Below are 12374 nucleotides of genomic sequence, written 5' to 3'. Positions count from 1 at the left end.
TTATTTCACTTCAAATCCGTACGCGTACGGGTCTTCGTCATCGACCCAAATGGTGTTGTGTCCATACACTTGTGCCCAACCTTCAATGCTCGGCAAAATCGCCGTTTGCCCGTTTACTTCGGTGATGCCCTCAATACGGCCGTTAAATAGGCTGCCGATGATGCTTTCATGCACGAAATCTTCGCCTGATTTGAGTTTTCCTTTCGCGTGCCATTGCGCCATACGTGCGCTCGTGCCGGTTCCACATGGCGAACGGTCGAGCGCTTTATCGCCATAAAAAACGGCATTGCGAGCCGTTGCGCCGTCTTGCGTTGGTTTCCCTGTCCAAAGTACATGGGAAACGCCGCAAACCGTGGGATCATTTGGATGGATGCATTCCACTGCATTAGAAACGGCGGTGCGCACTTTGGGGGAGAGCATTAAAATCTCATCAGGGGAGTAGTGCTCGAGTCCCGCATAATTTTCTTGTGGATCAACAATGACGTAGTAGTTGCCGCCGTAAGCGACATCTACGGTGATTTCTCCCAAACCTTCGATTTCAACCGTGACATCTTGATGCGCAAGATAAGCTGGAACATTAAAAATCTTTACTGACGTGACCTTGTCACCTTTGGTTTGGTAGTGGACTTCTATTTGGCCGGCTGGCACGTCGAGGATCAAACGGCCTTCTTCTTTCGGCGTAATCAAACGATTTTCGATGGCGGTGGTCACGGTACCAATGGTGCCGTGTCCACACATAGGCAGGCAGCCACTAGTTTCAATAAAAAGGATGGAAGCATCTGCATTGTCACTGCAAGGCGGTAAAACAACGGAGCCCGACATCATTGAATGGCCACGCGGTTCAAACATCAGTGCTTGTCGAATCCAATCATAATGCTCTAAGAAATACTGACGCTTTTCACTCATCGTGTTGCCCTCAAGTGGTGGAACACCACCAGCCACCAATCTCACTGGGTTTCCACAGGTATGGGCATCGATACAGAAAAAGGTTCCTTGTCTCATTTTTCTCTCCTTGCTGAAGAAATGGGTTGAATCGAACGAGCTTGATGTTATCGTAATGTAAAATATATTGTATACAATCTGCTTTTTCAAATGTGACTTGGAGCATATTCATGTTGGGTAAGGAAGAACTCAGAAATCAAAGCATCGCGGTTATAGGGGCGGGAATCATCGGTTTGTCGATTGGCTTAAAACTGCAACAGCAGGGGTATCGCGTCACCATTTTTGATCCGAATGGAGTGGGCAATGGGTGCTCGAAAGGTAATGCCGGGCACATCGCGACCGAGCAAGTTTTTCCTCTTGCCACGCCGGCCTTGATCCCTCAATTACCTAAGATGTTATTGAGTTCGACAAGTCCAGTTTCTATTCGTTGGCAAGACTTGCCCAATACCGTCGGTTGGATGATACGTTTTTTATTGAAAGCGAAACCTTCAGCGGCAGAAGCTTCCACGCAGGCGATAACAAGCCTTAACACGCGAGCCGTTCAGAGTTGGAATCTGCTATTAGATTCGATCGGAAAAAGTGGGCTGATTAAGATGGATGGTTCACTGCTGACGTTTGAAAGCGAAAGCTTGTTTGAAGGTTATCAAAGTTCGCTTGATGCGTTAGCGGAACAAGGTGTTCGGTACGAGCTTTGGACGCAAAACGAAATCCGACGTCGGCTTCCTGAACTCAGTAAAAAGGTTCGGTTTGGCGTCTTTTTTCCAGAAACAGGACATACAATAAACCCTTATGCACTCTGCGTTGAGCTAAGTAATGCATTTGAAAAACTCGGAGGTTCACTTGTCCATGAAGAAGTAAACGCAGTAAGTAAAAACGGCGATGTCTTGGTCAATACTCAGCGAATGTCTTTTGACAAAATTGTGGTCGCAGCGGGTGTTCATTCTAAAGCTTTGGTTCGCCAGTTAACCGGTGTGAATGTCCCGATACAAGCTGAGCGAGGTTACCATCTCATGATGAATGACAAGCGTGAGTCATTGCCGTTTCCTATCAGTTCTGCCGACAGAAAGTTCATTATGACGCCCATGTCTGAAGGCTTACGTTTGGCGGGAACAGTCGAGTATGCCGATGTGAAATCGCCACCAAACATGAAGCGCGCAGAGATGTTGTATCAGCAGGGGAACGCGATGTTTGAGTCCGGTTTAAATCCGTTGAAACAGCAGGAAAAGTGGATGGGAAATCGACCTTCAACAATCGACTCGTTGCCGGTAATCGACCAGTGTTTTAATGGCAAGGTATTACTGGCATTTGGTCATCAGCACTTGGGATTGACTCAAGCGGCGATCACTGCAGACCTAATCTCTGAGCTCGTTGCAGATAAGCCAACATCGGTGAATATTACGCCGTTCACACTACAGCGATTTGCCTAAAAAAATTTAAAATTAAATATTGTATAAAATATATTTAATGCTAATGTTAACGAAAATTTAACAAATGTGGTATCCAACAGCCGTAACGGATACCTCCAGAAAAACAACCAAAGGAGTAAACCATGTCACGAATGACGAAAACACCACTGGTGATGTTGATTTCAGGAATGCTGTTGGGTACCTCGGCATACGCTGAAGATAAACTAACGGTCGTCTCATGGGGTGGCGCGTTCACCAAAAGCCAAGTAGAGGCTTACCACAAACCATTCATCCAAAAGACTGGTGTTGAGATCGTATCGGAGGATTTCAGTGGCGGTTTGGCGGAGATTAAAGCGCAAGTAGAAGCAAACAACGTGCGTTGGGATTTGGTCTCGCTGGATAAACCAGACATTGTTCGAGGCTGCGCGGAAGGGCTTTTGGAACCCGTCAACCCGAGTATTCTGCCTCCCGGCGCTGACGGGACACCAGCAAAAGAGGATTTCATCGATGGGGCGATCCACGAGTGTGCGATTAACACCATCGTCGTATCGACCGTCTTGGCGGTGAACGAGGATGCTTTCAAAGGTAAAGCGGCTCCAACCAAGTTGACGGACCTTTTTGATTTAACAAACTTTCCCGGTCGACGAGCACTACAAAAGCAACCTCAAGGTAACCTTGAATGGGCATTATTGGCCGATGGCGTTAAACCTGACGAAGTTTACCGCCTACTAGAAACTGAAGAGGGGCGAGCACGCGCCTTTGCCAAACTCGACACCATCAAACCGCAAGTGCTTTGGTGGACGACAGGTGCGCAGCCACCACAAATGTTGGCAGATAAAGAAGTGGTAATCGCGTCTGCTTTCAATGGCCGGATACACAACGCGCGTAAAGATGAAGGCCAACCATTTCGCATCATTTGGGATCACCAAATGGGTTACATGAACGGCTGGGCTATTCCTAAAGGAAGCGCGAATACCAAACTTGCCCTCGATTTCATTGCTTTTTCTTCGGGTACTAAGCCTTTGGCAGATCAAGCTAAATACGTCGCGTATGGCCCAACTCGTAAGTCTTCTTCCGCAGAAGTAAGCCCAGAGATTCTGGCGAACCTGCCGACCGCGCCTCAGAACTTTAAAACGGCGTTTTTGATTAACGACGAATGGTGGTCTGATTATGCCGATGAGTTGAATGAAGAGTTCAATACTTGGCTGCTTAATTAGGCGTTAACTGTAGGGGTTTATTTCTCGATTGATGAGTTAAACCCCAAATTGGAACTCAACGTACCTATTTTGGAGAAGTGATGAAAGTCATCGATGCACAACAAGTCGCGCAAAGTTTGAGTATGCACTCTTTGATTGAAACCATGCGAGACATCTATGCGCAGCCTGCCACGATTCCGCAGCGCAGAGTGATGTCATTAGAAGAGGGGAAGTATGAAGCTTTTGCTTTACTGCCCGCATGGAACCAAGAACTGATTGCCGTTAAGGCATTTACTTACTTTCCTGAGAATCCTCTGCAAGGCAAAGATACTTTGGCATCTAAGTTGTTGGTCTTCAAACGCGGAGATGGTGAACCTATCGCGCTGGTGGACGGTAAAGTCTTAACTTTTTGGCGCACAGCTGCCGCATCTGCTTTAGCCGCCGATTACTTAGCGCGAAAAAATGCCTCCCGCTTGTTGATTTGTGGTACTGGCAACTTAGCCCCTTATTTTGCGTGGGCTTACGCGGCGATTCGACCACTCAAACAAGTTTATGTTTGGGGACGAAACCCAGAAAAGGCTGCCGCAACGGTGGATCAGATTCTGTCTTCCTCTGAATATCAATCACTTCCAGAAGCGCGCCAGTTCTCTGTGTCTGTGGTCGAAAACGTTGAGCAAGTGATTGATCAAGTCGACATCATCAGTTGCATTACTGCGTCTGCTCAGCCTTTGTTTAATGGCTCTGATGTGCCGTCAGGAACACACATTGATCTGGTGGGTAATCACGACTTAGACAAGCGTGAATGCGATTCTGTCTCGGTGCAAAGAGCGAATGTGTATGTCGACAGTCGCATTAATGTGTTGGCGGAAGCGGGAGATTTGCTGATCCCAATACAAGAGGGTGTATTCACACCTGAAGACATTTATGGGGAGTTGCCTGAGCTTTGCGCTCAGCAAGTGCAAGGGCGTCAAAGTGACGAGGTGATTACCTTATATAAATCGGTTGGCAGTGCCTTGGCTGATTTAGCCGCAGTAAAAGCGGTGTTGTTAAAACATGGCGTTGAAAGCCAAATTTGAGCATTTTCGCTCGTCTTTATAAATTGCATACAATATACATAAAGGAAAGGAAGTTCATGAAAGTAGATTGGAAAGGTGTTTATCCGGCGGTCAGTACGCAGTTTCGTCAAGATCAGTCCATTGACCTAGACGCAACACAAACCGTTATCGATAACCAAATTAAAGATGGTGTGAACGGCATTATTTGCCTTGGTACGGTAGGTGAGAACTGCGCGCTATATCCGGAAGAAAAGCGTCAGGTGCTACAAGCTGCCAAAGAAGTGGTTAATGGTCGTGTTCCTCTTATTGCTGGTACGGCAGAGTCAATTACCACAGCGGCTATCGATTACATGCAAGACGCGCACAAAATTGGTATCGACGGGTGTATGGTGATGCCTGCGATGGTCTACCGCACGTCTGAAAGCGAAACATATGATTACTACCGCACGCTGGCAGAAGCGACGCCAGAGATGCCTATCATGATTTACAACAACCCTGTTGCGTACGGCGTCGATGTAAATCTCGATATCATGGCGAAGCTGGCTGAGTTTGACAGCATTGTTGCAATCAAAGAGTCGACTACCGACACGCGTCGTATCACTGAGCTTTACAACAAGTTCGATGATCGTTTTACCGTGTTCAGCGGTGTTGATGATATTGCGCTTGAGTCGCTGATGTTAGGAGCGACAGGCTGGATTTCTGGCTTAACCAATGCGTTCCCAGAAGAATCCGTTGCAATTTACAAGCTGGCGAGCCAAGGCCGTTATGCAGAAGCGTTAGAAATTTACCGTTGGTTCTTACCGCTGCTGCGTCTCGACACCATTCCTACGCTGGTTCAATGCATTAAGCTTGCTGAACAAGTGTGTGGCCGTGGTTCAGAGCAAGTTCGTGCACCGCGCCAACTGCTTAAAGGTGAGGAGCGTCAACAAGTGATCCAGATGGTGGAGCACGCGCTTGCTACCCGCTTAGACCTATCAAAATACAATCTGTAATTGAGCTAGTGAGTAGGGCGCTTTGTGGCGCTCTACTTATTTTCGCTATACAAAAATGAACGGAGGGATGCCATGAGCACAGCAAACAAGGATTATGTGAGCTTTCAACATGTTAAGAAAACCTACGACGGTGCAAACTTGGTGGTTAAAGACTTCAACTTAGACATCGCACCCGGAGAGTTTGTCACCATGTTGGGGCCTTCTGGATCAGGCAAAACAACATGTCTGATGATGCTAGCGGGTTTCGAAACGGCAACAGGCGGGGAGATTTACATTGATGGCGTTCCGGTAAACAATCTAGCGCCACATAAACGCGACATCGGAATGGTATTTCAAAACTACGCGCTGTTTCCTCACATGACGATTGCGGAGAACCTCGCTTTTCCTCTAAAAGTGCGCAAGCTCGATAATCAAACCATTCAAAATAAAGTACAGAGAGCACTGGACATGGTCGAGTTGGGGCACGTTGCCAGTCGTTATCCAAAGCAGTTATCTGGCGGGCAGCAACAACGTGTCGCGTTAGCGAGGGCACTTGTGTTTGAACCGAAACTCGTCCTGATGGATGAGCCTTTGGGCGCGTTGGACAAGCAACTTCGTGAGCAAATGCAGATGGAGATTAAACACCTGCACGAAAAGCTCGGCATTACGATTTTATATGTCACGCATGACCAAGATGAAGCGCTCACTATGTCTGACCGAATCGCAGTTTTTAATCAAGGCGAAGTGCAGCAACTTGCCCCGCCAACGGAACTGTATGAATCTCCGAGTAACGCGTTCGTCGCTCAGTTTATTGGTGAAAATAATCAGCTTTCTGGTGTGGTAAAAGAGTGGCAATCAGAGCGATGCCAAGTCCAGGTCGGCCCCGCTCACTTCGTTGCCAAACCGGTTCGAGTGACCCAAAACAGCGAGCGCACCACCTTGTCTATTCGACCAGAGAAAATTTCCATCCAGCCTGATGACGAGTCTTGTGATAACCAAATTGAAGGCGTGCTGCGTGAGCTAATTTATCACGGTGATCATTATCGGTTAGTGGTTGACGTTGAACTGGTTGGTCAGTTTGTTGTGAAAGTGCCGAACGACAACCGAACGCATCTGAACCTTATTCCGGGAACGGTGTGTCGAATTGGGTGGCAAAGTACAGATTGCCATGCGCTAGATGCGATTCAACCAGAAACCGAAGAGGTGGCGGCATGAGTCGAGAGCTAACCTCGTTAGATTCGGTGCTGGAAGTCGAACGACATGTGAATTACCAACAGAGCGATCTCAGAGCCCAACTACAAAAAGCGGAGCGCAATAAAAACCTACGCTCAATCATGCTGACGTTGCCGTTGGTATGCTTTATTTTGCTCACATTTGCGTTTCCTATTTTAGAAATGCTTTATCGCAGTATCGACAACCGAGATATTCCGCAGGCCTTGCCGAAAACAATCCAAGCGTTAGCGCATTGGGATTATCAAGGATTGCCAGATTCCGAAGTGGTAGAGGCATTTTCGGTTGAGCTGCTGGCACTGTATGAGACCAAAGCCCTGCCTAAAATCGCCAATCGCATGAACATAGAAGTCTCTGGCATGCGCAGTTTGATGATGAAAACGGGACGAAAATTGTCTCGTTTAGAAGTGCTTCCTACGTCAATAAAAGAACTGAGTAGGCTTGATAAACGCTGGGCGGATGCAAAACACTGGGTTGCTTTTAAGAACCTGAGCGGTGCGATAACCGTCAACCATTACCTTGCGGCATTGGATGTGCAGGTGAACGAAATGGGCGAGATTGAAGCGCAACCAGAAAAACGGCAGATCTACGTTGACCTTTTCTTTAAAACCTTTTGGATGTCGATCTTAATTACCGTGATTTGTTTGTTGATGGCTTATCCCGTGGCGTATCTGTTAGCAAACTTGCCAGACAAACGCGCCAACTTGCTGTTGATTGTGGTGCTACTGCCTTTTTGGACATCACTATTGGTTCGTACGACCTCTTGGATTGTGTTGTTGCAAAATCAGGGGGTGATTAATGATTTACTGATGTGGTCTGGTTTAACGTCTGAGCGAATTCAGATGATACACAATACCTTTGGTACGGTTGTTTCTATGGTACACATCTTATTGCCTTTTATGATTCTGCCGCTCTACAGTGTGATGAAAGGCATCAGTCCAACGTATTTCCGCGCCGCTCGTTCCTTAGGGGCGTCCCCTCTTGTTGCATTCGTCAAAGTCTACATGCCGCTTACTTTACCGGGTATTGGCGCTGGAGCGTTGCTCACGTTCATTCTTTCGATTGGTTTTTACATTACGCCGGCACTCGTGGGAGGAAGGAGTGGGCAAATGATCTCCAATATGATTGCATACCACATGCAAACCTCGCTCAACTGGGGAATGGCGGGGGCGTTAGGTGGGCTGCTTTTGTTTGTCGTGCTCGCGCTGTTTTATGTGTTTAACCGTGTGGTTGGCATAAATAACATTAAGGTAGGAGGATAACCATGGCACTACCAAACTACGCTTCAAAAAGTGAGAGAATGGCTTACGCAGGCTACTTGGTATTTTGTGGACTGGTGCTGTTCTTTCTCATTGCGCCTATTCTGACAATCATCCCCTTGTCGTTTAATGCCACCCCTTATTTTACGTTTACAGAAGGTATGCTGAACTTGGACGCAGACGCCTATTCTGTACGCTGGTATCAAGAAATGTTCACCAATGAGCAGTGGTTATTAGCACTCAAAAACAGCACGTTTATTGCGCTCATGGCTACTTTGATCGCGACGGGTCTGGGTACGTTAGCCGCATTGGGACTAGCCAACAGCAATTTGCCGTTTAGAAATGCCATTATGGCGTTGCTGATCTCTCCAATGATTGTGCCTGTGATTATTTCTGCCGCTGCGATGTATTTTTTCTACACTCGGTTGGGTCTATCTCAGACTTATTTTGGCATTATCTTAGCGCATGCCGCGCTAGGTACGCCTTTTGTCGTGATCACAGTGAGCGCGACGCTGAGTGGTTTTGATCAAAGCCTCGTCAAAGCGGCGGCCAGTTTGGGCGCAAATCCGGTTTATACCTTTAGGCACGTGACTTTTCCGTTGATCCGTCCCGGCATGATTTCCGGTGGATTGTTTGCGTTTGGCACGTCGTTTGATGAAGTGGTCGTGGCGTTGTTTTTAACGGGCGCAGAACAAAAAACCGTCCCAAGGCAGATGTGGTCAGGGATCCGAGAACAAATCAGCCCGACAATTTTGGCTGTTGCGACCTTGCTGATTTTTATGTCCGTGTGTTTGCTCGTGACGTTGGAGATCTTACGCAGACGCAATGTCCGTATTCGTGGGATTCAAGAATAAATAAGCCTTTTTCGGTTGCTCAGAGCTTTCTCGTCCAGGAATTACTCACCCTTTGACCGAACGCGCCTCCTTGTGGGCGCTTTTTTACGTCTGCGGCTCGATAGGGGGGCTATTTGATTTGTTGAATTTCTATTCCCGCTTGCTCAAAACGGGCGAATACAGGCCTGTGATGCTGCTGATACCAGCTCGCTGGCATGTTAGGTTTAAGCTGTAGCTTCTCCTGTTTGCTGATCACCACATAGTGCAAAAACGCGTTAAGCGTAGCCGTCATTACATCAAACGTCATCTCTCCATCTTTACTGATGGCTTTGAGCAAACCAACCACGGTTTCTTCAGGAACTAAAGGCTCAATAACCGCCTGTTTACGAGTTTTAAGGCTGATAGAGGCTGGCAATGCATCACGGGCTGTTTCCCAACAAACCTTGTTGTTTTTATTTACTAAATTGTTTTTATAGCAGTAGTAACTGAATAAAAAACGGGACACGTTTTGCCAGCGTTGCGTTTGGATTTCTAACCACAGGTGCTGAAGTTCGATATCGGCATCGGTCATAGATTTCATTCTAAATATGTTGGGAGAGCGATAGTGTAGCTTGGTTTTTTCATAACGCAAAAATCCTTCGTTGTGGCGTCTTTAAGTGCTAGTTCATCAAAGTCTATTGAGCAAATCGATTTTAATAAAGTTCGTAGTGTGGCGAATTGGGTACTAAAAAGTGATACCGCTAAATTTGTTTGTTAATGAATTGTTTATTTTAAAGCTCAATCAGATTTATATGAGGATGCTCTTTGTTGTGAAAAGAGCACGAAGTGATGTCACGTGGTATCGGCATTTAAGGAACACATTATATAGAAGAACAAAGATGGAACTGAAAACCCTCAGCGTCGCGATTGCGGCAACCTTGAGCAGCACTGCTGCGTTCGCAATGAGCGAGCCAGTAGCGCAAGTCACAGAGAAAGTTGAACATCATCAGCACGAACACGGTGTAGAAACGGCGCAGCCTGAGTATGCACCGACAGAATTGTTACCACAGCTACCGAAACAGACGTTACGTACGCGGGCTATCCAATCGGTTGAAGCGTCAAGCGTGGTTTGTGACGTAGAATCGTTCACAACCACCAACAGCAACGACTTGATCAGCGCGATAAAAACTCAAGGTGCAAGTTGCATCAACGAGCTGTTCTCTGCTCAAAGCCGAGTGCAAGAAGCGGCGTTTGATTCGGACCACATGTACAACGTGGCAAAGCATACGGTGACTTTGGCGAAAGCCTATACTGGCGGCGGTAGTGATGAGCTTGAAGCCTTGTACTTGTATTTGCGTGCTGGCTATTACGCCGAGTTTTACAACAACAATATCTCGTTTGTTTCTTGGGTCACGCCCGCAGTGCAAGAGGCGGTAGACGCGTTTGTAAACAACGCTAATTTTTACGAAAACAGCGACCCGCACGGCAAGGTATTAAGTGAAGTGATCATCACGATGGACAGTGCCGGGCTGCAACACGCTTATTTACCGCAAGTGACGGAGTGGCTGACGCGCTGGAATGACCAATACGCTCAAAACTGGTACATGCGCAACGCGGTGAATGGGGTGTTTACCATCTTATTCGGCGGTCAGTGGAATGACCAATATTTGCAAATCATCGGTAACCAAACCGAACTTGCAAAAGCATTGGGCGACTTTGCGTTGAGAGAGTCCTCGATAGGAGCGAGTGACGAGTTTATGGTGGCAAATGCGGGTCGTGAATTGGGGCGTCTGACCAAATATTCGGGCAGCGCTGCCACAACGGTGAGTAGCAAGTTAAAAGATATTTTTGCTCGCTACGAGATGTATGGAAAAGGGGATGCCGTTTGGCTTGCTGCTGCGGATACGGTCTCGTACTACGCCGAATGCAGCGAGTACGGAATTTGTGATTTCGAAACCAAGCTCAAAGGTTTGGTGTTATCGCAAACCTACACTTGTAGCCCAACCATCCGTATTTTGTCGCAAAACATGACGCAAGAGCAGCATGTGGCCGCTTGTAGCAAAATGGGTTACGAAGAAGGGTATTTTCATCAATCTTTGGAAACTGGCGAGCAGCCAGTCGCTGATGATCATAATACACAGCTTCAAGTGAATATTTTTGATTCCAGCGACGACTACGGAAAATACGCGGGGCCAATCTTTGATATCAGTACCAACAACGGCGGCATGTACCTTGAGGGTGACCCGTCCAAGCCGGGAAATATTCCTAACTTTGTCGCTTATGAAGCGTCTTATGCTAACCCTGACCATTTTGTTTGGAACTTAGAACATGAATACGTGCATTACCTAGATGGCCGATTCGACCTTTATGGCGGTTTTGGTCATCCAACTGAAAAGGTAGTGTGGTGGAGTGAAGGCATTGCAGAATACATCGCAAACGAAAAAGACAATCAAGCGGCGTTAGATACGATTCGAGACGGCTCTACTTACACCTTGAGCGAGGTTTTTGAAACCACATACGATGGCTTTGATGTTGACCGAATTTATCGCTGGGGCTATCTGGTCGTTCGATTTATGTTTGAGCGACATAAAGATGATGTAAACCAAATGCTGGTGGAAACACGCCAAGGTAATTGGAGCAATTACAAGGCGACCATCAATCAATGGGCGAACCTATACCAGAGCGAGTTTGAACAGTGGCAACAGTCATTGGTTTCAGGTGGCGCTCCTAATGCAGTAATAACCGCAAACAATGAGGGAAAAGTCGGTGAAAGCATTACATTCAGCAGTGAGAACAGTACGGATACAGACGGGCAAATCGTCAGTGTGTTGTGGGACTTCGGTGATGGCACGACCAGCACACAAACCCAGCCGACGCACCAATATGGGAGTGAAGGTCAGTACACGGTCAGTTTAACAGTGACAGATAATGACGGTTTGACAGCTACCGCGACCCACAATGTGAAGGTTTCGGTGACTGGCGGCAGTAGTACGCTTCCGCAAGATTGCGCGGTACAAAGCAAAGTGAGTGGTGGTCGTTTAAATGTTGGCGAGCCTGTCTGTTTGTCAAATCAGCAAACCATTTGGCTGAGTGTGCCTGCAGTTAATGAACATGCGAACATTGCTATCTCAACTGGCAATGGCACGGGTGACCTCAAAATTGAATACAGCAACCTAGGCTGGCCAGATGGTTCAAACCTACATGGTTGGTCAGACAATGCTGGTAACAAAGAGTGCATAACCGTTTCAAACCAAGCCAATTATTGGGGCTATATCAAAGTCTCTGGCAGTTTTGAAAATGCCGCGATTGTTGTAGATTTTGACGCGGAAGCTTGCCGAGAGTAACGCGCATTTTTACACAAATAGACGCCCTGTCATATTGGCAGGGCGTTTTTGTATTTGGTCATCGGCGGAGCGTATTTAGTGCTTTCTGTGACGACTAATGAGCGTTAATCATTGGCATTTATTTGTGCAAAGCAAAGCTTTCAGCAACAAGAAGAGGTG

General features: G+C 47.1%; 10 protein-coding genes. 8 read left to right on the top strand and 2 right to left on the bottom strand.

All coding sequences use genetic code 11. The annotated features are described in order from the left end of the window. Nucleotides 1–1002: a 4-hydroxyproline epimerase gene (locus ACYJZR_RS09005; RefSeq protein WP_020903878.1), complete on the bottom strand. Its 1002-nt coding sequence runs from the start codon at nt 1000–1002 to the stop codon at nt 1–3. Between the two features lie 110 nt (nt 1003–1112). Between ACYJZR_RS09005 and ACYJZR_RS09000 the strand changes: the two genes are divergently transcribed. From ACYJZR_RS09000 to ACYJZR_RS08970, 7 genes are all read left to right on the top strand, one after another. Next, a complete protein-coding gene (locus ACYJZR_RS09000; protein WP_406964983.1) occupies nt 1113–2369 on the top strand; it encodes an NAD(P)/FAD-dependent oxidoreductase in 1257 nt (418 codons plus the stop codon). A gap of 122 nt (nt 2370–2491) precedes the next feature. Beyond that, on the top strand, nt 2492–3565 hold the full coding sequence (locus ACYJZR_RS08995) for a polyamine ABC transporter substrate-binding protein (RefSeq protein WP_005486727.1): 1074 nt from the start codon (nt 2492–2494) through the stop codon (nt 3563–3565). 80 nt (nt 3566–3645) lie between these two features. Continuing rightward, complete coding sequence (lhpI, locus tag ACYJZR_RS08990) at nt 3646–4620, top strand: bifunctional Delta(1)-pyrroline-2-carboxylate/Delta(1)-piperideine-2-carboxylate reductase (RefSeq protein ID WP_005454854.1); 975 nt, start codon at nt 3646–3648, stop codon at nt 4618–4620. Nucleotides 4621–4676: 56 nt separating this feature from the next. Beyond that, nucleotides 4677–5591: a dihydrodipicolinate synthase family protein gene (locus tag ACYJZR_RS08985; protein ID WP_005454899.1), complete on the top strand. Its 915-nt coding sequence runs from the start codon at nt 4677–4679 to the stop codon at nt 5589–5591. Nucleotides 5592–5663: 72 nt separating this feature from the next. Beyond that, a complete protein-coding gene (locus ACYJZR_RS08980; RefSeq protein WP_062853018.1) occupies nt 5664–6785 on the top strand; it encodes an ABC transporter ATP-binding protein in 1122 nt (373 codons plus the stop codon). Further along, nucleotides 6782–8062 (top strand): ABC transporter permease, encoded by a 1281-nt coding sequence (locus ACYJZR_RS08975; protein ID WP_129146974.1) that lies wholly within the window; start codon nt 6782–6784, stop codon nt 8060–8062. Before ACYJZR_RS08980 ends, ACYJZR_RS08975 begins: the two co-directional genes overlap by 4 nt. A gap of 2 nt (nt 8063–8064) precedes the next feature. After that, complete coding sequence (locus tag ACYJZR_RS08970) at nt 8065–8913, top strand: ABC transporter permease (RefSeq protein ID WP_005455010.1); 849 nt, start codon at nt 8065–8067, stop codon at nt 8911–8913. A 109-nt stretch (nt 8914–9022) separates the two neighbouring features. Here ACYJZR_RS08970 and ACYJZR_RS08965 read toward each other — a convergent pair whose 3' ends face one another. Then, nucleotides 9023–9463 carry a hypothetical protein gene (locus ACYJZR_RS08965; protein WP_005495452.1) on the bottom strand — a complete coding sequence of 147 codons (441 nt, stop codon included), beginning with the start codon at nt 9461–9463 and terminating at the stop codon, nt 9023–9025. Between the two features lie 307 nt (nt 9464–9770). Between ACYJZR_RS08965 and ACYJZR_RS08960 the strand changes: the two genes are divergently transcribed. Next, the gene (locus ACYJZR_RS08960) at nt 9771–12215 is read left to right on the top strand and encodes a collagenase (RefSeq protein ID WP_406964989.1); all 2445 of its coding nucleotides are present in this window, start codon (nt 9771–9773) and stop codon (nt 12213–12215) included. Nucleotides 12216–12374 lie beyond the last annotated feature (159 nt).

The organism is Vibrio sp. RC2502 (assembly GCF_054850435.1).
This window is presented reverse-complemented; position numbering and strand designations above follow the sequence as displayed.

Bases quoted from the DNA above. Each gene is read 5' to 3' on its own strand.
- ACYJZR_RS08970 (WP_005455010.1), top strand. From the start codon at position 8,065: ATGGCACTACCAAACTACGCTTCAAAAAGTGAGAGAATGGCTTACGCA.
- ACYJZR_RS08985 (WP_005454899.1), top strand. From the start codon at position 4,677: ATGAAAGTAGATTGGAAAGGTGTTTATCCGGCGGTCAGTACGCAGTTT.
- ACYJZR_RS09000 (WP_406964983.1), top strand. From the start codon at position 1,113: ATGTTGGGTAAGGAAGAACTCAGAAATCAAAGCATCGCGGTTATAGGG.
- ACYJZR_RS08965 (WP_005495452.1), bottom strand. From the start codon at position 9,463: ATGACCGATGCCGATATCGAACTTCAGCACCTGTGGTTAGAAATCCAA.
- ACYJZR_RS08995 (WP_005486727.1), top strand. From the start codon at position 2,492: ATGTCACGAATGACGAAAACACCACTGGTGATGTTGATTTCAGGAATG.
- ACYJZR_RS08980 (WP_062853018.1), top strand. From the start codon at position 5,664: ATGAGCACAGCAAACAAGGATTATGTGAGCTTTCAACATGTTAAGAAA.
- ACYJZR_RS08960 (WP_406964989.1), top strand. From the start codon at position 9,771: ATGGAACTGAAAACCCTCAGCGTCGCGATTGCGGCAACCTTGAGCAGC.
- lhpI (WP_005454854.1), top strand. From the start codon at position 3,646: ATGAAAGTCATCGATGCACAACAAGTCGCGCAAAGTTTGAGTATGCAC.
- ACYJZR_RS09005 (WP_020903878.1), bottom strand. From the start codon at position 1,002: ATGAGACAAGGAACCTTTTTCTGTATCGATGCCCATACCTGTGGAAAC.
- ACYJZR_RS08975 (WP_129146974.1), top strand. From the start codon at position 6,782: ATGAGTCGAGAGCTAACCTCGTTAGATTCGGTGCTGGAAGTCGAACGA.